Raw genomic sequence first — 21,142 nt, 5'->3', positions numbered from 1 at the left:
GTGTCGAACGCTAGTGTGGGGAAGGTGACCATCGCCCTCGACCATCTCGTGCTGGGTGTTCGAGACATCGAACGAACGATCCGCGAGTTTCGCGCGGCGGGATTCGACGTTGTCGACGGCGGCAGGCAGGACGGCGGGTCGACGGTCACCGCGTTGGTGACGTGCCGCGACCAGACCTACATCGAACTCGTGTCCTTCGGCTCCCCAACCTTGGGCAGGGCGGCCCGATTGCTCGCGAGAACGCCTGGCTGGCAACCGCTCATGAATCGACGGACCGCGGTCGAACGCCGCATCGGCGACGTACTGGGACGTGCCGAGGGGCTGATCGGCCTGGTGCTGCGCGTCGACGACCTGGACGCTCGCGTCGCCGACCTGCGCGACCGCGGATTCGCAGTCGACGAGCCGACCGAAGTCAGCCACACCACCCCGAGCGGCGACCAGGTCCGGTGGCGAATTGCGGCGGCCGACGACCCGACGTTGCCGATGCTGATCGCAGACACCACGCCGACCGAGTTGCGCGTCCCACGCGATTCACCGGTGGGGATCGACCGCGTCACGGTCGTCACCGACGACCTCGACCGCACCGCGAACGGGCTCGAAGTTCTACTCGGCGAGCCCGATTCGGCAGGCATGTGGCGGTTGGGCAATACGACAATTCGACTCGACAGCGGCAAGATCGACGTCGCTCTCCCACGCATGCGTGCTCGCCTCGACTGCGCGCCGCTCCCGCCCATCGGCTGGGTGCTCGGGTTGTCGACATCGGCCGACGAAGCCAGTCCCGCAGCGGCGCAACGCTTGTCGCAGGCGCTGCAGCTACGGACCGTATCGTTCGAGAATCCCGCCGACAGAGACGAAGGCGAACTCGCCCGGCTCGGCCAGCACCTCGAAACGTCCTTTCCACTCGTGCATTCCACACTGAAGTGCGAGGTGTTCGGCCACAGCCGCCTCTACACCTGGCCAGGCACAGACCCCAGCCGGATCGCCGCGCTGTTCCTTGCGCACATGGACGTCGTTCCAGTCGGCGACCCCGACGCCTGGACCCACCCCGCGTTCTCCGGTGTCGTCGACGACGAATTCATCTGGGGCCGTGGTGCAATCGACGACAAGAGCCGCGTGCTCGCATTACTCGAGGCGGTGGAGGCGCAGCTCGCGGAGGGATTCACACCGCAGGGCACCCTCCTGTTCGCCTTCGGCCACGATGAAGAGGTCGGCGGCGACAACGGGGCTGCCACGATCTCCGCACATCTGGCCGCGTCGGGAATTCGCCCCGAACTCGTTCTCGACGAGGGCGGAGTCGTTACCCGTGGTGTCGTCGACGGCGTCGAACGCCCGGTCGCCACAATCATGTTGGGTGAGAAAGGCTTTGTGACGGTTCGGCTGTCGGTGCACGACATCGGCGGCCATTCGTCGATGCCGCCGAAGCGCACCGCCGTCGGAATCGTGGCACGCGCCGTCGACCGACTCCAGGAAAATCCGATGCCGCTGCGGGTGACACCGCTTGTGCTCGACATGGTTCAGCGGCTGACGCCGTTCTTCTCCGAACCACGCCGCTCGCTGCTTGGGGTCGCCGATCGTCTGACCCCGATTCTGGCTCGCATCATGTCCGATCGTCCGCAAACCGAAGCCCTCGTGCGGACGACGACGGCTCCAACCGTCATCCGCGGCGGTGTCTCAGCGAACGTGCTGCCCCAACACGCCGAGGCGCTGGTCAATTTCCGTATTCTGCAAGGCGATTCGGTCGCCGACGTGCTCGCTCATTGCGAGCACGTGGTCGCCGACGACCGGGTGTCGTTCGAGCTGGAACCAGGGATGCTGGCCGAACCGTCGCCGTTGACCAGCAGCGAATCTCCCGCGTTCACCCTCGTCGCCAAGACGGCTAGATCCGTGGTTCCCGGCATCGCGATCACGACCGGGCTCGTGCCCGGCGCGACCGACGCGAGGCACTACGACGACATCGCAGACGCAAGGCTCAACTTCGCCCCGATCGTCCTGGACACAGCTGATCTCGAACGAATACACGGCAACGACGAGCGGATCTCACTGCTGAATTACGGCAGATTGATTGCCTTCAATCGTCGGCTCGTGGCGCAACTCTGAGTTCACGTCCGGGGACTACTCTGGTCCCGGTCGCCCCCAACCGAGCTCGAGGAATCCTATTGCCGTGGCAGATCATTCCGACCCGCTGACCCTCGTGTGGCGAGGCGAGCCGACCGACCTCGACGAGTCGGACGTTCCGGCTGCGCTCGAGGCACTCGCTGCGGAATACAGCCTCACCCCGGGCAATCGACGGACTGTGTCGACGACCTATGTCGACACGGTCGACGGACGGCTGCGCAGTCGCGGACTAACGTTGAGTCACGAACGCACCACTGGTGGAGGCGAACTCGTCCTCGTCGGCGAAGACCAGGTGACGCGGACCGCACTCACCGAACCGCAGCATTGGCCGGCGCGAATCGAGCAACTCGCCGAGGGCGCGGTTCGAAACGCCGTGGCCGGCCCGTTGTGGATCCGTGCGGCGGTTCCCGTATTGCGGAGCAAGTCGACGACTCGCGAGATCGCGGTCCGCAACTCCGACGACAAGATCGTGGTCCGGCTGGAGTGGACCGCTGCCGAAGGGGTCGAGCCGCCGACCAAGCCGATCGTCCGGGTGACCGTCCGGCCGGTCCTCGGTTACCAGAGCGACGCTGCCGCGGTAGGTAAAGCGCTGCTGGCGACCGACGTGTTCGGCAAGGCGAAGAACTCGCTCTACGAAGCTCTCACTCGCGCAGTCGGGGTGTCGATCGACCGTTCCACCGGCGATGTCATGGCCGCCGACACCCGCGCCGATGTTGCTGTGGCGACTGCCTTGCTGGGGTTCACCGACGCGATCACGTCGAACGTGGACGGCACCGTCAAAGACATCGACTCCGAATTCCTGCACGATCTCCGCGTCGCCGTTCGCCGAACTCGGTCCATGCTCAAGCTCGCCGGTGACGTATTGCCGGGCGAGATCGCAGCGCGGTACGAGCCCGAATTCCGCTGGCTCGGCGACCTCACCACGCCGACAAGGGATCTCGACGTCTACCTGCTCGAACTCGACGACCTTGCCCACCACCTGACCGTCGGCGAGCCCACTGACCTGGATGCGTTCGGCGAGCATCTGCGCACGGTCAGGGTCACAGAACGGCGCACACTCGCGCGCGGACTGGGGTCGGCCCGGTTCACCGACTTCATGGAGAGCTGGCGCGCCGAACTCGTCGCGGCGGCGGACGGGTCGGCTACCTCGGCGCGCAAACTCACCGCCGCCGCGCTCGCAGCGGACCGGATTTCCCGGACCTACAAGCGCGTCGTCAAGAAGGCGCAAGCCATCACCCCGGAATCGGAGTCCGAGGAGGTCCATGCACTACGCAAGCGGTGCAAGGAGTTGCGCTACCTACTCGAGGTCTTCGGGCCGGTCTGCGAGCCGACCGCGCACCGCGGCGCGGTGAAGGACCTCAAGCAGTTGCAGGATCTACTCGGCAAGTTCCAGGACGGCGAAATGCAGAGTGCGGGGCTGCGAGTGTTCGCCCAGGAGATGCTCGAAGCCGAGCGCCCGCCGGCGGCGACGCTACTGGCGATGGGCGAACTATCAGCCGCTTTCGGTCGGCAGCAGCGCGAGGCGCGCGAGGCACTCAACGACCAGTTGCACCGCTACCTCGGTCCGCATGCGCACAAACGGATCGAAGCGCTGCTGCCATGAAAATCGTTGCGTCCTACACGATCAAGGGCGGGGTCGGAAAGACGACCACCGCGGTGAACCTGGCATATCTATCCGCCGAATCCGGGCTACGGACCTTGTTGTGGGATCTCGACCCACAGGGTGCAGCTACGTACCTGTTCCGCATCAGACCGTATGTGAAGGGGGGTAGCGCCAAGCTGGTCAGCGGCAAGAACCCGATCGAGGGGGCGCGCAAAGGCACGGACTTCGAGAATTTGGACCTGCTGCCCGCCGACTTCACCTACCGCAACATGGACATCGACCTCAGCCAGTCCACCAGCAGTCAGCGCCGTGTGACGCGCGCTCTGGCTGCTCGGTTGAAGGATCTCAAGGACGACTACGACGTCGTCTTCCTCGACACGCCCCCAAGCTTGTCGCTGGTATCCGAAAATGTTCTGCACGCCGCCGATGTCGTTATCGTGCCGATCATTCCGACGGTGCTGGCCGCGCGCACCTTCGATCAACTGACCGAGTTCATCGAGACGTTCGAAGGCAAGAAGCCGAAGGTGATCGCGTTCTTCTCGATGGCCGATCGTCGAAAGTCGTTGCACAACGAGATCATCGCGAACCTGCCGGCTGAACGGGACGGCATCAGCTCCATCGTCATCCCCGCTTTATCAGCGATCGAGCAGATGTCGGTACACCGTTCTCCCCTACCCGATTTCGCCCCACACTCCCCCGCGACCGACGCCTACCGAGCCCTCTGGTCCGAGGTCAAGGCGCTCCTCTAGGGATCCGCAGGCGGACTTCGGCGACGATCGCCAGGTGGTCTGACTGCGGAATCGGTACGGTCCCAACGGTATCGGCGCGCGCACCGGCGGCCAGAATGTGGTCGATCCCGACGAGAGCGGGATAGATCTGGTCCGCTGGGTAGGTCGCCACCATTCCCGCCCCTATCTGATCGGCGGCGTCCTCGAACCGTGTTTCGAGCAGGCTGCGGAACAATGCATGGTCGTGTGTCGCGCCGAGGTCGGCGCCGACGATCGCTGCCCCAGCGCTTTCCGGCGAACCGAACAAGATCGACTTGATCTCGCGCATCTCGACACTCCAGCGGTCGGTGTCCGGATACGGCGGGACCGGGTGAAAAGCGAACACGGTCACGACCTCTCCGCTCGGTAACGTCATCCGCGCGGACAGTTGGACGTTGCCGAAACCGTCGTAGCTCCGCTGCTCGGTCAACGGATACCGGCTCCAGATTCCCTCACCGGCGCTACTCGGCGCGGGCACGACGTAGCTGTGCGGAAGCAGCTCCCCGATACCAGCGGCCGCGAGATTCGCGAGGGCATCGTCGGTCAGTTCACTGACCGTCAGCACGTCGACATTATTGGCCCGGATCTGCGCGACGAGCGCGTGTGCGTCGGCGTGACCGAACCGGATGTTCGACTGCATCGCCGTGAGTTGGGCGCCTGCACCTGCAGCGCCGTTGGCGACGAAGACTGGCAGTTGGGTCCATACCGCGACACCCACGACCACCACACTCGCCCACACACCTATGCGGTGCTTCGCGACGGTCGACAACAGCAGTCCGAGCAACCCGGCCAGCATCACGTAGGGAGCGAACGCCGCGAGGAGAACCAGAATTTTCGTCGTCGACTGTGTCGAATGCAGATAGATGCCGAACACCCCGACCGACACCGAGAGCCACGCAGCGCCGATGACATATCGGCGGCCACGCTCGTCCTTCACCAGACGAGGATAGGGACCACCGAGCGCCTACACACCTAAGACGCGCTCGACCGGCTAGTCCAAGCGCAGGTCAGCGATGATCGCCAGGTGGTCGGCGTGCGGAATCTCCACGGTTCGTACGCTTTCGGCGCGTGCACCGGCGAGCAGGATGTGATCGATCCCGATGATCGCGGGGTACCACTTCTCCGCCGGGAACGTTGGGACGATCCCGGCGCCCACCTGACCGGCGGCGTTCTCGAATCGGGTCGACAGCACATCGCGGAACAAGGAATGGTCGGTGGTCGAGTTCATGTCGGCGCCGACGATCGCCGGACCGCTGCTGACGTCAGCGAGGATCTGTTCGACTCTGCGCATCTCCGAAACCCATTGCTCGGTAACGGGATACGGCGGAACGGGGTGGAGTGCGAACACCGTGACCGCTTGGCCATCTGGCATAAGCATCCGAGCCGACAGTTGGGCTAGCGCAAAACCGTCGTAGCGCTTGTGCTCATCGAGCGGATATCGGCTCCACATTCCTGTCCCCGAACCGCCCGGACCGGGAGCGACGTACCGGTGCGGCAACTCGGACCCCACGCCTGCAGCGTCAAGCCGGGTGAGCGCGTCGTCGGTGAGTTCGCTGACGGTGAGTAGGTCGACGCCGTTGCGCCGGACCTCGTCGACGACTACCCCGGCGTCGCCGCCGCCGAACAAGATGTTCGTCTGCATGACCGTCATCGCTGGACCCGCACCAGGAGTTCCGTTCGGAAGGTAGCCAGGCAGCTGAGTGGCGACCGACGCGCCGATCACCAGCCCACCCACTGCCACGCCGACCCAGTGTCTGGCGATGGCCAACACCACGAATCCCAGCACTCCGCCGAGCATCAGGTACGGCGCGAACGAGGCAAGCAGAATCAACAGCTTCACGGTCGACGACGACACGTGGAGATAGACGCCGAACAGCCCGACCACCACCGCTGCCCAACCGAAGCCGATGGTGATCCGACGGCCCCAGCTCATTCCCCGAAGACCCGCTCGACGACGGCTTTGGCGCGTCGGGTGATGCGCAGGTAGTTGTCGAGAAACGCGCCACCGTCGGCCTTCCAGCCCGCCACATGTGCGACCGCGGTCAGCACGCGACCGGGCCCCGGCAACTGATCAACGGGCTTGCCGCGGACCAGAACCAGCGCGTTCCTGGCTTTGGTTGCAGTCAGCCAGGCATCACGCAGCAACGAGACATCGCTGGCGCTGAGTAGCTCCGCCGAGCCGATCGCATCGAGAGTTTGCAGCGTCGACGTATTGTGCAGCGACTCGATTTCGTGCGCGTGCCGCAGCTGAATCAGCTGGACCGTCCACTCGATGTCCGCCAACCCACCGCGCCCCAGCTTGGTGTGCGTCGCAGGATCGGCCCCGCGTGGCAAACGCTCGGAATCGATGCGCGCCTTTATCCGCCGGATCTCGCGGACCGCTTCAGGTGACACGCCGCCCTTGGGGTAGCGGACCTTGTCGACGACGTGCAGGAATCGCACACCCAGATCTTCGTCGCCTGCCATCTGATGCGCGCGCAGCAGCGCCTGCACTTCCCACGTGTGCACCCACTGCGCGTAGTACGCCTCGTAGGCGGCCAGCGTGCGGACGAGCGGTCCGTTGCGACCTTCCGGCCGCAGCCCCGCGTCGACCTGCAGCGGTGGATCGGTACTCGGTGCGCCGAGCAGCTTCGTCACCTTCTCGGCCACGCTGTTCGCCCATTTGACCGCGTCGGTCTCGTCGGCGCCCTCGACGGGATCGCAGACGAACAACACATCCGCGTCGGACCCGTAGCCGAGTTCCCAGCCGCCCAAGCGGCCCATCCCGATGACGGCGAACGTCGCAGGTGCCGGACCCCCGCGCTCGGCCTCGGAGGCTTTGATCACCGCAGACAACGCGGCACCGAGCACGGCCGCCCAGACCGACGACAACGCTCGACACACTTGGGGAACGTCGTACATACCAAGGATGTCGGCCGACGCGATCCGGGCCAGTTCGTGGCGCCGCAACGACCGTGCGGCCGCAATCGCGCGCTTCGGGTCGTCGTAGCGCGCCGACGACGAGAGGATCCCTCGTGCCACGTCGGCCGGATCCGGACCGAGCAGCAGCGGACCGTGCGGACCGTCGGCGTACAGCCGAATCACATCCGGCGCCTTGACCAGCAGGTCCGGCAGATACGCCGACGAACCGAGGACCTGCATCAGCCGTTGGGCGATCGCTCCCTCGTCGCGTAGCTCCCGAAGGAACCACACCTGATCGTTGAGCGCATCGCTGACCCGGCGATATGCGAGCAAGCCTGCGTCGGGATCGGGAGTGTCGCTGAGGTATTCGAGCAACGTCGGCAGCAGAAGCGCCTGAATTCTGCCTTTTCGCTCGGGTCCTGCCGCCAACGCCTTCAAATGCCCGAGCGCGTTCTCGGGAGCCAGGTAACCGAGTGCTTTCAACTGCCGCACCGCCGCGTCCGGGCTCAACCGAATCGCATCTTTGTCCAACCGCGCCACGGACTCCAGCAACGGACGATAGAAGAGCTTCGAATGCAGCCGACGAATACGCAGCGAATTCCGCTTGATGTCGGCATTGAGCACACCAAGTGCGTCGTTTCGTCCGTCCGGGCGAACGTGCGCCGCCCTGGCCAGCCATCGCATCGCCTCCTCGTCGGACTGCGGCGGAAGCGTATGGGTGCGTTTGAGTTTCATCAATTGCAGGCGATGCTCGAGCAACCGCAGAAACTCGTACGACGCGGTCAGGTTGGCGGCATCGTCGCGCCCGACGTAGCCGCCTTCTGCGAGCGCAGTCAGCGCCTCGACCGTCCCCGTCACATGCAGTGCCTCGTCGGCGCGCCCGTGCACCAACTGCAGCAGTTGCACAGCGAATTCGACGTCGCGCAGCCCACCCTGGCCGAGTTTGAGCTCGCGCTCACGCAGTTCGGCGGGCACGTTCTGTTCGACGCGACGGCGCATTGCCTGGACCTCTGGGACGAAATCGTCACGTTCCGATGCCGTCCACACCATCGGGAGCAGTGCCCGCTGGTAGTCCTCGCCGAGTGCCAAGTCACCCGTCATGGGCCGGGCCTTGAGCAACGCCTGAAACTCCCAGGTCTTCGCCCAGCGTTTGTAGTAGGCGACGTGCGAATCGAGCGTACGGACCAGCTCGCCGCTCTTGCCTTCCGGCCGAAGCGCCGCGTCGACTTCGAAGAACGCCGCCGACCCGATTCGCATCATCTCCCCCGCGATCCGGCTGGCGCGGGTGTCCGCCGGTTCCGCGACGAACACGACGTCGACATCGCTGACGTAGTTGAGTTCTCGCGCACCGCATTTCCCCATCGCGATGACCGCGATACGGGACGGGCACGGCTCGTCGGGGCAGACCCTCGCGACACCGACCGCGAGCGCCGCAGTCAAGGCAGCGTCGGCGAGATCGGCAAGATGCCGACCCACCGTCTGGTACGGGAGTACGGGCTCGTTTTCGACGACCGCCGCAAGATCGACTGCGGCGAGCAGCATCAGATGGTCGCGATACCGCTTCTTGAGCTGAGCCACGACGGCCGGACCAGTATGTTTCGCGCGAAACAGCAAAGGCGCCGCATTGGGACCGGTCTCCGGCGTCGCCTCGACCACGCCGAGCATGTCTTCGATGAGGTGTTCTCGGGTCGGCAACGTGGTGCCGCGCAGCAATTTCCAGCAGGGCGGGTCGGCGACAACATGGTCGGCGAATGCCGACGACGCTCCGATCAGGCCGAACAACCGTCCTCGTAAGGACTTGTCGGTTCGCAGCACCGATTCCAGCTCGTCCCAGCCCTGACCGAGCGCGGATCGCATTCTCATCAGGGTCGCCAAGGCCAAATCGGCATTCGGTGCCCGCGACAGCGACCACAGCAACTCGATGCTGTCGCTGTCGACCCAACCCAGCGCCTGCAAGTCGTCAGGCGCCGATGGCTCGACCAGCCCGAGACGACCCGCCCTGGGAACAACAGAACGCGCGGGCCTCATGAACCAAACTTAGCCCAGTGCCTCGACTACAGACTCAGGTACTCCTTGAGTTCGAACGGCGTTACGTGGCTGCGGTATTCCGACCATTCGCGACGCTTGTTCCGAAGGAAGAAATCGAACACGTGCTCACCGAGGGCTTCGGCCACAAGCTCGGACCGCTCCATCGACTGCAATGCTTCGTTCAGGCTTCCCGGCAGTTCGCGGTAGCCCATGGCGCGACGCTCCGCCGACGTCAACGACCACACATCGTCTTCGGCCTCGGGAGGCAGCGTGTAGCCCTTCTCGATGCCGCGCAGGCCCGCCGCAAGCAGTACCGCAAAGGCCAGATAGGGGTTGCACGCGGAGTCCGGGCTGCGGACCTCGACTCGGCGCGACGACGCCTTGTTCGGCGTGTACATCGGAACGCGCACCAACGCCGAACGATTCGAGCGTCCCCACGACGCCGCCGTCGGCGCCTCGCCGCCGTGCACCAAGCGCTTGTAGGAGTTGACCCACTGGTTGGTGACCGCGCTGATCTCGCTGGCGTGCTCGAGAATGCCCGCGATGAACGCCTTCGCCGTCTCCGACAACTGGCCGGGGTCGTCCTGGTTGTGGAACGCGTTGGTCTCGCCCTCGAACAGGCTCATATGCGTATGCATCGCCGAGCCGGGCTGGTCGCTGAACGGCTTCGGCATGAACGTCGCGCGCACGCCCTCGTCGATAGCAACTTCCTTGACGAGGTACCGGAACGTCATCACGTTGTCGGCCATGGACAGCGCGTCGGCGTAGCGCAGGTCGATCTCCTGCTGGCCCGGGGCCCCTTCGTGGTGACTGAACTCGACCGAGATGCCCATCGACTCGAGAGCCTCGATGGCGTGGCGACGGAAGCTCGGCGCCTGGTCGTGCGCGGCCTGGTCGAAGAATCCGCCATTGTCGGCAGGCTTCGGCGGCGTGCCGTCGAGCGGACTGTTCTCGAGCAGGAAGAACTCGATCTCGGGGTGGACATAGCAGCTGAAGCCGAGGTCGCCGGCCTTGCTCAACTGACGGCGCAGCACGTGGCGTGGATCGGCCCACGACGGCGAACCGTCCGGCATTGCGATGTCACAGAACATGCGCGCCGAGTGCTGGTGGCCCTTGCTCGTCGACCAGGGCAGGATTTGGAACGTCGACGGGTCCGGCCGGGCGACCATGTCCGCTTCGGACACCCGCGCGAAACCCTCGATGGCCGATCCGTCGAAGCCGATACCCTCCTCGAAGGCACCGTCGAGTTCGGCGGGAGCGATCGCGACCGACTTCAGGTACCCGAGAACGTCTGTGAACCACAGCCGGACAAATCGAATGTCGCGCTCTTCGAGGGTCCGGAGCACGAATTCCTTTTGGCGATCCATGGTGGCGAGACTATGCACCCGGCGTTAAATCTGTGTTACATCGCGCAAATCAGCATCGCAAACCCTCGGGAGGCGACGTCAAGTCGACCAGATACGCGATAACAGCATCGTCTACACAGGGCACGCCGCTCAACGCCACGGTGTGCTGTGTTCCGTCGTAGGTGATCAGCGACGCGCCGAGCTGACGGGCGAGATCAACGCCGGCTTGATAGGGCGTCGCGGGATCTTCCGTCGTCGAGACGACAACAACCTTCGGCAACCCTGTCACCGAGATCGAGTGTGGCTTACCGGTATTCGGCACCGGCCAGAATGCGCACTCGTCGAGCGCCGACTGACCGGTCCCGCGTCCGTCGTCGAGGAACGGCGCGACCTTGCGTACATCGAGGTTGGCCTTGCCGACCGCCGCACGGTCCGTGATCGGCGGATCGTCCACGCACCGAATCGCTTTGAACGCGTCGTCGGCGTTGGAATAGGTGCCGTCGTCGTTCCGACCCTCGTAGAGGTCGGCAAGATTGAGCAAAGTGTCGCCCCGACCGGCCTTCAACTCCGTCAGCCCCTGCGTCAGTGCGTCCCAGATCTCGGTCGAGTACAGCGCCTGGATGACGCCCGTATGCGCGTCGCCGTAACCGAGGCCACGCGGATCGTCAGTCTTGGCCGGCTTGTCGATCAGCGGATCGACAAGCGCGCGGAACGCCTTCACCGCGTTGGCCGGATCAGTGCCGAGCGGGCAAGTCGTACTCTTCGCGCACTTGGCGGCATAGGCGTCGAACGCCTTCTGGAAACCTTCGTATTGCGCGACGAGCCCGACCAGCGGATCCTGCTCCGGGTCGACTGCGCCATCGAGCACCATCGCACGAACGCGCGTCGGGAAGGTTTCGGCGTACTCCGAACCGATTCGCGTGCCGTACGAATAGCCGACGTAGTTCAGCTTGTCGTCACCGAGCGCGCCACGGATGATGTCCATGTCCCGCACGACCTCACGGGTGCCGAGGTGAGCCAGCAGATTCTTGCCGACCCGCTGGTCGCACTTGGCGACGTAGTCCTTCTCTTCTTGCTCGGTCTCCGCAATTCCGGCGGGGGTCTCGTCGATGTCGAGGTCCGCGCGCTCCGCATCGACCTCTTTGTCCGTCAAGCACCGGACGGTGGGGGTCGAAGCGCCGACGCCGCGGGGATCGAAACCGATGCGGTCGAAGCGTTTGGCCAGCTCTGTACCCTTGCCTTGCGACGCGAGCCCGAGCCCACCGATGCCGGGACCGCCGGGGTTGAACAAGATGGAACCGATGCGATCGCCCGTTGCCTCGGCCTTCGAGATGGCGATCTTCGCCGTGTCCCCATCCGGATTGTCGTAATCGACCGGCACCGTGACATGCGCGCACTGGAAACTGGTCGGCAAGTCCTCGCCGCGTGCGGCGTAGTCCGCACACGAGCCCCACTCGACCTTCTGGTTGTAGAACTTCTCCAAGTTCTTCGGCGTGGGCTCGCCGGTCGACGTGCTGGTCGGCGGTGTGGTGCTCGGCTCCGCGTGCGGCTTGGATTCCTTGGTGCAGCCGGCAAGTAAAGCGGCTGCGCTCGCGCCGATCACGACGGCAACTGCGATTCGGTTCTTGATCGGCATACCACGATGGTGCCATGGACCCTTAGGCTTCAATCGTGCCGCAGCTTCGAGCGGTTCCAAGAGAGGATTTGGACACATGACTGCACCACGACTACTGCGGGGCGTGTTGCTGGCCGGAGGCGCCGTTGCCGCAGCAGTGGTCGCGAACGAACTTGCCGGCAAACCGATTCCGTTCTTACGTTGGTCGGCGCTCCGGATGCTGGTCGACTTGCCTGGACTCGACAAGCGAGGCCAGGTCGGCGACGGGCGCGAGCGGGCACTCGCGCTGTACGTGATCAAGAATTCGCGCGGCGGCGATATCGACGACGTCATCCGAGCAATCGACGAGTTCGCCCGCAAGAAGAGCTTCCTGATGAACGTCGGCGACGAGAAAGGTGAGATCCTCGACGCTGCTGTCCGGCGGGCGAAGCCCAAGCTGCTCCTCGAACTCGGCACTTATTGCGGCTACAGCGCACTGCGCACGATTCGGGCGATGCCTGCCGATGCACGGCTGTACTCGATCGATATCAACTCGGCGAACGCACGGATTGCGCGGCAGATCTGGGAGCACGCGGGTGTCGGCGACCGTGTGACCGCGGTTGTCGGAATGATCGGCGACAGCGGCACTACGATCGCCCGGCTGCGCAACGATTACGGCTTCACAGAAGCTGCGCTGGACTTCGTCTTCCTCGATCATCACAAGTCCGCGTACCTGACCGATTTACGACGAATCCTCGAAGAAGGTTGGTTACACCCTGGCAGCGTCGTCGTCGCCGACAACGTGAAGTTCCCGGGCGCACCCGATTACCTCGCCTACCTGCGGGCCAACGAGGCGACGCTGTGGCGCACGGTCGAACACGAGACCCACGCCGAGTATCAGAAAGTCATCAAAGATCTCGTCACCGAATCGGAATTCTTGGGAAAGGTCTAGTTCGGCCAGGTTTAGCCTCCGTCGCAATCGGGGTAATCGGTATTCGAGTCCCGCTTTCCGCGGGTCCGCCCCAGTAACGAGGAGGATTCACGTGAGTGCAATCGACAAGGCACGTAACAAGGCCGACGAACTTGCTGGTCAGGCCAAGGAGAAGCTCGGTCAGGTCACCGGCGACAAGAGCCAGGAGCACGAAGGCCGCGGCGACCAGGCCAAAGCGAACCTGAAGGACGCTGGCGAAAAGGTGAAGGACGCCTTCAAGAGCTAGCGCTACCTGCGTAAACCGAAGTGGCCGCGACCCGGAGTCAATGTCGACTCCGGGTCGTTTCGCTTCCGAACGCAGCACGGAGTGTGACGAACCGCACCCGCACACGACCGTGCCCAGGTCATAGACTTGACCACGCAACCACCCAACCCGGGGACCCGTAATGGGCCTCGAGGCCAGAAAGGGACAATGATGTCCGAAAACAATGCTTACGGTGCTGCAACAAATACCCCGAAGCGCAAGACGCGCGTACACCACCTGCAGGCGATGAAGACCGCGGGCGATCGGTGGGCAATGCTCACCGCGTACGACTATTCCAGCGCGAAGATTTTCGAAGAGGCCGGGATTCCCGTCCTCCTGGTCGGCGATTCGGCCGCGAACGTCGTCTACGGCTACGACACGACTGTGCCGATCTCCATCGACGAACTGATCCCGCTGGTCCGCGGCGTTGTTCGCGGTGCGCCCAGTGCCCTCGTCGTCGCCGATCTGCCGTTCGGCACGTACGAATCGTCCCCTGAGCAGGCTCTCGCGACCGCCACCCGCTTCATGAAGGAAGGCCAGGCGCACGCGGTCAAGCTCGAAGGTGGCGAACGAGTAGCCGATCAGATCGCGAAGATCGTGTCGGCCGGCATCCCCGTGATGGCTCACATCGGCTTCACACCGCAGAGCGTCAACACTCTCGGTGGGTTCCGGGTCCAGGGCCGCGGTGACGGTGCCGAGCAGCTCATCGCCGACGCCATCGCAGTTCAGGAAGCCGGCGCTTTCTCCGTCGTCATGGAGATGGTGCCCGCCGACCTGGCAGGCCAGGTCTCCCGCAAGCTCACGATTCCCACGGTCGGCATCGGTGCAGGTCGCGAATGCGACGCGCAGGTGTTGGTCTGGCAGGACATGGCCGGCTACACCAGCGGAAAAACTGCCAAGTTCGTCAAGAAGTTCGGCAACGTGGGCGACGAACTCCGCAACGCCGCAATGGCTTACGCCGACGAGGTCCGTACCGGCGCATTCCCGGCCGAGGAGCACAGCTTCTGATCCCACGTTCACTCGAGGCCCAACCCGCAGAGCCCCTGCTGGGTTGGGCCTTCGACGTGCTCGCGACCGAAGGCATCGACGTCGTAGGAGAACCCGACCAGACCCGACGCCGACAATGGTCGCTGATCACGCGCATCCCGACCACCGTCGGTCCGATCTGGGCCAAAGCGAACGCGCGCGGCTTCGCCCATGAGGGTCCGCTGATTTCCCTACTCGCGCAACACCATCCGGACCTCGTACTCGCACCGATCGCGGTGAACGCAGACCGAGGATGGCTGCTCACACCTGATGGCGGCCCTACGTTCGACAGCAGTGCGCATGACTGGCACCACGTTGTCGGCACCTACGCACAGTTGCAGCAGGACATGGCATCCCGAGTCGAGGACCTCCGCAACACCGCAACGCCATTTCTGCCACCCGACCGCCTCGTCGACATTTACCACCTATATGACGACGATCCGGCGATCGACACGGCGATCGCGCGCTACGCCGACATCCTGACCGAATCCGGCAGGCTGACCGTGGAACACAACGATCTGTACCCGGGCAACGTATTCGGCTCGGGCCGGCTGTTCGACTGGGGTGATGCGGTGATCACACATCCCTTCCTGTCGGTACGGATGTTCGGCGGCGACTGGTCCGACGAGTATTTCGCGCATTGGCGACAAGGTACGCAGGTCAGCGACCTGGAAATCGTCGCGGCGCGCAAGCTTGCACCGCTGATCGGGATACATCCGTGGAGTCGGATCGACAACCTCGCCAGCCCATTTGCCGAGTTTGTGGACGATCTGCTCGGTTCGCTGCGGCGCGGACTCTTGGACTGATGGCACACTCGAGAGCGATAGCCACAAACTACGGACGGGGTCTAGATGTCGGTTCGCCCGAAGGCAATTGCGTTGCTCGCGGCAGTGTCGGCGGCCGTCGCCGTCGCGGCCGGTTGCGCGACCGATAACACGAACCAACCCGGCGCGAAGTCGGCTACCCCAGCGCCGACGTCGCAGGGTGCGCCGACGACGGGCGCGTACGCGCACGGAAAAGTCACCGAGGCCGCAGCCAAAGATCTCTGCGCTCGCCTGGACCGCACGCTGTCGGATTGGCGGGTGCAAACGCCGACGCTGGGCAAGGGTGGGCTCAACATCTTGGTCCAGGAATGGGCCGCTGTGAACGGTGGACTGAACGGCGAGATCATCATGGACCGCACGATCATCGACAAGATCACGATCGACAACTGCGCCGACACGCGTGACCAGGCACTCAAGGCACTCGAAATCCCCGATTTCGCCGCCGGCCTCGTCGGCCTCTGATCCCGATGCGCGACCTCTACCCCGCAATCGAGCCATACGTGAGCGGTCACCTCGATGTCGGTGACGGTCAGCAGATCTACTGGGAATGCAGTGGCAATCCCGACGGCAAACCTGCGGTATTTCTGCACGGCGGCCCCGGCGGCGGCACGTCGCCGTTCCAACGGCAGTTCTTCGATCCCGCCGCGTATCGGATTGTGCTGTTCGATCAGCGTGGATGTGGGCGATCGACGCCCCACATCGCCGACGATGCCGACTTGTCGGTCAACACAACTGCGCACCTGATCGCCGATATCGAGGCGTTGCGAACGCATTTGGCGATCGACCGCTGGCTCGTGTTCGGCGGTTCATGGGGCTCGACGTTGGCGCTGGCTTACGCCCAGGTCTATCCAGCGCGGGTCACCGAGTTGGTGCTGCGCGGCATCTTTCTGTTGCGCCGCAAGGAGATCGATTGGTACTACAACGGCGCGGCTGGGTACGTCTTTCCCGAACTGTGGGAGCAATTTCTCGCACCGGTCCCCGAGTCGGACCGCTCCGGCGACCTCGTGGAGGCCTACCACCGCTTGCTGCACTCCCCTGATCTGGAGGTCGCGACCCGCGCCGCCGTCGCCTGGTCGACATGGGAAGGCGCCACGAGTTCGCTGCTCCCGCGCCCGGACCGCGTCGCCGAAACCGCCGAACCCCGTTTCGCACGCGCCTTCGCTGTCATCGAGAACCACTACTTCGTCAACCACGGTTTCCTCACCGAGGGCCAGTTGTTGACCGAAGCCACTGCGATACAACACATTCCGGGTGTGATCGTCCAAGGGCGCTACGACATCGTCTGCCCGGCGACGAGCGCGTACGAGCTGCATCGGGCGTGGCCGAAATCGGAGCTGATCATCGTCGACGACGCCGGCCACGCCGCCACCGAGCCCGGCATCGTCTCGCATCTCGTCGATGCAACTGACAAGTTCCGACCGTGAGCGAACCCGCCGAACCCGCCGAACCCGCTGGACCCGCGGTCGTCGAGGCGCTGCGCTCCGACGTAGACCGCCTCGTCTCCGCCGAGCCGGACGTGCGCGCGGACGCCACCGATTCGATTCACCAGATGCGCGTCGCCACACGCAGAATCCGGAGCATGCTGCGCTCGTACCGATTGGTGTTCGACCGCCAGGAAGTCAATGCAGTCCGCCTCGAATTGAAATGGCTCGCAGGCATTCTCGGCGTCGCACGCGATGCCGAAGTGATGGCGGAACGGTTCGAGCGCCTACTCGACGAACTCCCGACGGACCTCGTGGTCGGCCCAATCGCCGACCGACTGGTCGGAGCGCAGCGCGCCGCCTACACCGCCGCGCACAACGATGTGCTCGCTGCGCTCGACGGCGACCGTTACCGCGACCTGCGAAAACACCTCGACGATCTGCTGGCAGATCCGCCGTTTCGCCAACCGAGAGCGGAGCGCAAAGCCAGCAAGATTTTCACGAAAGCGCTGGCCGCAGAAAATGAACGATTGGTCGGCGAAGTCGACTGCGCGGCGGCCGCACGCGACGACGAACGCGTTGCGGCTTTGCACGAGGTCCGTAAATCGGCCAAACGCTTGCGGTACGCGGCGGAGTCGGCGCAACCGTTGGGTGAGCACGCGGCCGACCTCGGCGTGGAAGCCAAAGCGCTGCAAACGATTCTGGGCGATCACCGTGATGCCATCGAATCGCAGCGCGTCATTCTCGAGACCTGCGCGGTTGCGCGGGCTGCGGGCGAAGACACTTTCACCTACGGCGTGCTGTACCAGCTCGAAGGGGACGACGCACAGCGTGCGTTGGCACAGTACGAGCCCGCGCTCGACGCGCTAGCCCGAGTACGCGAAGACCACTGATCGGGCTGCGACGTCGGCGACAGCCAACTCGACCGCGACCATCTGACCTTCGGGCGGTTTGCCGGTGCAGCGAGCCGCGATCGGCGGATTGGCGACGAAGACGTCTGCGTCGCGTTTGCCGTCCGCCTCTTTGACGACAACGGCCTGAAATTTCTCGCCGACCCGGTTCGCCAGGATCACAGCTTCGGTGAGATCGACGCAGGCGCGATCGATCTTGTTTGCCGTCGAGTCGGATCCGCGCATCAGCTCGGCCAGTTCGGGCAACGCGTCGCGCGCCCACGCCGGGATATCGGTGCCGGCACTGACTGCGAGGCACACTTCCGTGGCATAGCGGTCCGACAGTCTGCGCAGCGGCGCTGTGACGTGCGCATACGGAGCGCCGATCCCGCCGTGTTCGATCAGTTCCGGGAGTTGCCCGTCGAAGGCGGCGTAGCCGGCGCCGCGCAGCAGCGTCGTCGCCTCTGTCATCAGGACCAGCGAAGCGGGCGAGTTCGGATCCAGCGCGGCGAGCAACTCGCCGACCGGTCTACCGTCGGCCCATGTCACACCCAACGCGGAGGCAGTGCGTCGAATCGACTGCAGCGCTTCGCGATCCGGTGGCGGCAGGGTTCGCAGCAGTCCGACCTTCGCCTCGATCATCAGCTTCGCGGCGCACATGCCGGTGAGCAGGGAGATCTCGGCATTCCAGTCGTCGGCTTCGGTATGCGGGTGCAGTTCGATGGTCCACTGACCGGGTGAACCAACTACCTCCTGGTCAGGAAGCTTCAATTCGATTGCGCCACGGGCGATTGCGGCCTCGCTGCGCAGTTTCCCGACCTCCGGGAGCGCTGCGATCGACGGGTGCAACGTCCCGGCCGCCGCAGCGGCCTGGACGCCCTGGTAGTCGAATCGAGCAACGGAACGAACGAGCGCTCGCGCGACCCCGAACTTCGTCGGTTCGCCGGTCGCATCGAGTTCGATCGTCCACAACGCTGCCGGGCGAACTTGGTCCGGCAGCAGGCTCGCCGAACCTTCCGACAGTTCGCGTGGATGCAACGGCAACGATCCGTCGGGAAAATAGAACGTCTGCCCACGTTTGCGCGACTCGATGTCGAGGGCGCTGCCCGGTACGACGACAGCCCCGACATCGGCGATGGCATAGCTGACGACGAAGCCCGAGTCGGTTTTTGCGATGTGCACAGCCTGGTCGAGATCCATCGACGTCGGCGGGTCGATCGTCACCAACGGCAGATCGGTCCGATCGACGCGGTCTGCGGCATTGGCATCGACCGCGCTGCGCGCCTGCTCGACCGCGTCGGCTGGATAGTCCTCGCTGAGCGCGAACTCGGTTCGGATCACTCCGAAATCGAGTGCGCGCGCGGCAATTCTGGTGCTGACCACAGGGATTCGGCGCTACTCCACGAAGGCGACGATTTCGCCCTGCGGTGCGTCGAGCGGTCCGAACGCGCTGAAGCTGACTCGCCCTTGCGGGAAAGTGCGGGCAAGTGCAGCCGCTGCGTCCAACGTCAAACCGAACGACTGAGCCGACGGGTTGGGGATCGCGTAGATCCCGAGGCCGACGTTGCTCTGGTCAACCCACACAGTCTCGTCGTGGGTGAAATCGACCTGCACCCCACCTGGCAGCGGCGTGATGGCTACCGCCGACGCGGAACCGGCCCCGAGAGCGCATATTCCAGCACTTGCGCCGAGCGCGACTACACCGACAGCAATTGAACGACCGAACGACATTTCCGGTTACCCCTACAAGATTCGACTAGCCCGATACGATCCCGCACAGTATGACCGGAATCACTGTGAGCTACGCAGCGACCCCCCATACTGATCTGCTGAGTCCCTGCTCCGGGACCGCCACGACTGCCGCGGCCACCTCCGGCCGTGGCCCTCTCGAATCAGGAGACTGAATTGATCCAGAGCAAGATTACGAAAGCTACTGCGGCACTCTGTTTCTCGGTCGCGCTCATCGGTGGACTTTCGGCGTGTGGGGACGACAAGAAGGACGACTCGAAAGCTGCGGACACCACCTCCGCCGCCGCTGCTGCAACCACGGGCGCCAAGACCGACACAGCGTCGGGCAGCAAATCGTCGGTGACGGTCGACGGCAAGGCTTGGACGGGAACGTTCACCACGGTGTGCGCGAAACAGGGTGATCTGCTCGCACTCACGATCGCCGATCCCTCCGGTGACGCGACCAAGGGCGCCAGCGCAACCGTCAAGAGCGACGACACGGTTTCCGCTGTCGGCATCGGCAATGTTGCCAGCGGCGGTCTCGGCTACGCCGAGGGTGCGCCGGGCGGATCCGCCAAGCTCGAGAAGAACGGCAAGACCTACACGGTGACGGGCGAAGCAACGGGCGTCGACCTCGCGAACCCGCTCGAACCGAAGAAGTCGACCTACGAGCTGGTGTTCGCCTGCGACACGATCGTTGGCGGCTGATCGAATGCGAATCCCTTCAGCGACAATTGCTGCGACCGCCATTGCCCTTGGTCTCGTGCTTGCGAGCTGCGGCAACGACGACAAAGACAAAGCAGAGAGCCAGGTTTCGGCCATTCAGAGCCAGGCTTCCGCGTTGCAGAGCCAGGCGCAGAGCGCCGTGCAGAGCGCCCTGTCCAACGTGCCGAGCATCAGTATTCCCGCAATCCCGACCGACATCGGCAAGGCCATCGACGAAGGGAAGGTGACGGCCTTCGTCGCAACCTACAAGGCAGGATACGGCGAACTCGCCGAGGGCCTCGACGACGCAGCGATCGAGAAGATCCTCACCGACACCTGCGCCGACATCAAGTCCGGCAAGAGCGACGCCGACCTGACGAAGGCGTTGAAGGCGCGGGCCAAGAACGGAAGCAACGAACTGTCCGACTCCACGGCCCCCGGCTTGCTCGAATACATCAAAGTCAGCTGCTGACAGTGCCGTCCGCCCTTACCCGAGCGGGTAGGGGCGGACGAGTCGGCCTCTAAGCCGGATCCTGTCCCCCGCGCCGAGGCGCGGGGTGGCGACCATCCATCTGGATACACCGTCGCCGGGTACCTCATGCGGTCCACCCGCAGACTTGGGCGAGCAGCCCTCGAACGTCTGCGCAGCCGCACCTTTCGGGTGCAGCCTTTGACCTTGCTCCGGGCGGGGTTTACCTAGCCACCCCGGTCACCCGGGGCGCTGGTGCGCTCTTACCGCACCGTTTCACCCTGACCCACGGTCCTGCGACCGTGGGCGGTCTGTTTTCTGTGGCACTGTCCCGCGAGTCACCTCGGGTTGCCGTTAACAACCGCCCTGCTCTGTGGAGTCCGGACTTTCCTCGGCAGTGGGCCTGGACACTGAAGTGCTGGTTCCCATCGCCGCGGCCGCCCGGCCAACTCGTCCGCTCGACCAGCGTACTCGTCTATTGTGATCGGCT

Annotated in this window: 19 protein-coding genes and 1 other RNA gene; 12 read left to right on the top strand and 8 right to left on the bottom strand. The window is 64.6% G+C overall.

Annotation, left to right across the window (positions count from 1 at the left end; all coding sequences use genetic code 11):
• The first annotated feature begins 24 nt into the window (after positions 1-24).
• The 3 genes from FGL95_RS07170 (at position 25) to FGL95_RS07160 (ending at position 4,467) form a co-directional block, all read left to right on the top strand.
• Positions 25-2,097 (top strand): M20/M25/M40 family metallo-hydrolase, encoded by a 2,073-nt coding sequence (locus FGL95_RS07170; protein ID WP_169585529.1) that lies wholly within the window; start codon positions 25-27, stop codon positions 2,095-2,097.
• 64 nt (positions 2,098-2,161) lie between these two features.
• On the top strand, positions 2,162-3,718 hold the full coding sequence (locus FGL95_RS32875) for a CHAD domain-containing protein (RefSeq protein WP_169585528.1): 1,557 nt from the start codon (positions 2,162-2,164) through the stop codon (positions 3,716-3,718).
• Positions 3,715-4,467: a ParA family protein gene (locus FGL95_RS07160; protein WP_169585527.1), complete on the top strand. Its 753-nt coding sequence runs from the start codon at positions 3,715-3,717 to the stop codon at positions 4,465-4,467. The genes FGL95_RS32875 and FGL95_RS07160 overlap by 4 nt, the downstream gene beginning before the upstream one ends.
• Here FGL95_RS07160 and FGL95_RS07155 read toward each other — a convergent pair.
• From FGL95_RS07155 to FGL95_RS07135, 5 genes are read right to left on the bottom strand one after another with little or no spacing between them, the layout of a single operon-like run.
• On the bottom strand, positions 4,451-5,422 hold the full coding sequence (locus tag FGL95_RS07155; protein ID WP_338079744.1) for an endonuclease/exonuclease/phosphatase family protein: 972 nt from the start codon (positions 5,420-5,422) through the stop codon (positions 4,451-4,453). The genes FGL95_RS07160 and FGL95_RS07155 overlap by 17 nt on opposite strands.
• Before the next feature lie 54 nt (positions 5,423-5,476).
• On the bottom strand, positions 5,477-6,418 hold the full coding sequence (locus tag FGL95_RS07150; protein ID WP_169585526.1) for an endonuclease/exonuclease/phosphatase family protein: 942 nt from the start codon (positions 6,416-6,418) through the stop codon (positions 5,477-5,479).
• A complete protein-coding gene (locus tag FGL95_RS07145; protein WP_169585525.1) occupies positions 6,415-9,414 on the bottom strand; it encodes a bifunctional [glutamine synthetase] adenylyltransferase/[glutamine synthetase]-adenylyl-L-tyrosine phosphorylase in 3,000 nt (999 codons plus the stop codon). Before FGL95_RS07145 ends, FGL95_RS07150 begins: the two co-directional genes overlap by 4 nt.
• Positions 9,415-9,440: 26 nt before the next feature.
• Entirely contained in the window at positions 9,441-10,781 is a 1,341-nt protein-coding gene (glnA, locus tag FGL95_RS07140; protein WP_169585524.1) for a type I glutamate--ammonia ligase, read from the bottom strand.
• A 49-nt stretch (positions 10,782-10,830) separates the two neighbouring features.
• Entirely contained in the window at positions 10,831-12,396 is a 1,566-nt protein-coding gene (locus FGL95_RS07135) for an alpha/beta hydrolase (RefSeq protein WP_169585523.1), read from the bottom strand.
• Between the two features lie 196 nt (positions 12,397-12,592).
• On the opposite strand from FGL95_RS07135, the gene FGL95_RS07130 reads away from it, so the two are divergent.
• From FGL95_RS07130 to FGL95_RS07100, 7 genes are all read left to right on the top strand, one after another.
• A complete protein-coding gene (locus FGL95_RS07130; RefSeq protein ID WP_240962848.1) occupies positions 12,593-13,306 on the top strand; it encodes an O-methyltransferase in 714 nt (237 codons plus the stop codon).
• Between the two features lie 91 nt (positions 13,307-13,397).
• A complete protein-coding gene (locus FGL95_RS07125; protein WP_169585521.1) occupies positions 13,398-13,571 on the top strand; it encodes a CsbD family protein in 174 nt (57 codons plus the stop codon).
• A 189-nt stretch (positions 13,572-13,760) separates the two neighbouring features.
• A complete protein-coding gene (gene panB / locus FGL95_RS07120) occupies positions 13,761-14,597 on the top strand; it encodes a 3-methyl-2-oxobutanoate hydroxymethyltransferase (RefSeq protein WP_169585520.1) in 837 nt (278 codons plus the stop codon).
• A 56-nt stretch (positions 14,598-14,653) separates the two neighbouring features.
• Positions 14,654-15,421, top strand: coding sequence for a phosphotransferase (locus FGL95_RS07115; RefSeq protein WP_169585519.1), 768 nt, complete (start codon positions 14,654-14,656; stop codon positions 15,419-15,421).
• A gap of 45 nt (positions 15,422-15,466) precedes the next feature.
• Positions 15,467-15,901, top strand: a complete 435-nt coding sequence (locus tag FGL95_RS07110; RefSeq protein WP_169585518.1) for a hypothetical protein — start codon at positions 15,467-15,469, stop codon at positions 15,899-15,901.
• Between the two features lie 5 nt (positions 15,902-15,906).
• On the top strand, positions 15,907-16,863 hold the full coding sequence (gene pip, locus FGL95_RS07105; RefSeq protein WP_169585517.1) for a prolyl aminopeptidase: 957 nt from the start codon (positions 15,907-15,909) through the stop codon (positions 16,861-16,863).
• Entirely contained in the window at positions 16,860-17,753 is an 894-nt protein-coding gene (locus FGL95_RS07100) for a CHAD domain-containing protein (protein WP_169585516.1), read from the top strand. The genes pip and FGL95_RS07100 overlap by 4 nt, the downstream gene beginning before the upstream one ends.
• Here FGL95_RS07100 and FGL95_RS07095 read toward each other — a convergent pair.
• Positions 17,727-19,133 (bottom strand): RNB domain-containing ribonuclease, encoded by a 1,407-nt coding sequence (locus FGL95_RS07095; RefSeq protein WP_169585515.1) that lies wholly within the window; start codon positions 19,131-19,133, stop codon positions 17,727-17,729. The two genes, FGL95_RS07100 and FGL95_RS07095, sit on opposite strands and share 27 nt — an antisense overlap.
• 12 nt (positions 19,134-19,145) lie before the next feature.
• Positions 19,146-19,481: a hypothetical protein gene (locus FGL95_RS07090; protein WP_169585514.1), complete on the bottom strand. Its 336-nt coding sequence runs from the start codon at positions 19,479-19,481 to the stop codon at positions 19,146-19,148.
• Positions 19,482-19,655: 174 nt separating this feature from the next.
• On the opposite strand from FGL95_RS07090, the gene FGL95_RS07085 reads away from it, so the two are divergent.
• Both FGL95_RS07085 and FGL95_RS07080 read left to right on the top strand, forming a co-directional pair.
• Positions 19,656-20,186: a lipoprotein LpqH gene (locus tag FGL95_RS07085; RefSeq protein ID WP_206071592.1), complete on the top strand. Its 531-nt coding sequence runs from the start codon at positions 19,656-19,658 to the stop codon at positions 20,184-20,186.
• Positions 20,187-20,190: 4 nt separating this feature from the next.
• A complete protein-coding gene (locus FGL95_RS07080; RefSeq protein WP_169585513.1) occupies positions 20,191-20,655 on the top strand; it encodes a hypothetical protein in 465 nt (154 codons plus the stop codon).
• Positions 20,656-20,689: 34 nt separating this feature from the next.
• Here the strand turns inward: FGL95_RS07080 and rnpB are convergent.
• Positions 20,690-21,105, bottom strand: an RNA gene (gene rnpB / locus FGL95_RS07075) — RNase P RNA component class A.
• Between the last annotated feature and the right edge of the window lie 37 nt (positions 21,106-21,142).

Source organism: Antrihabitans stalactiti, from assembly GCF_012932915.1.
GTDB classification, from domain to species: domain Bacteria; phylum Actinomycetota; class Actinomycetes; order Mycobacteriales; family Mycobacteriaceae; genus Antrihabitans; species Antrihabitans stalactiti.
Note: the sequence above shows the minus strand (reverse complement) of the source record. Positions and strands in the feature narration are given on the sequence as shown.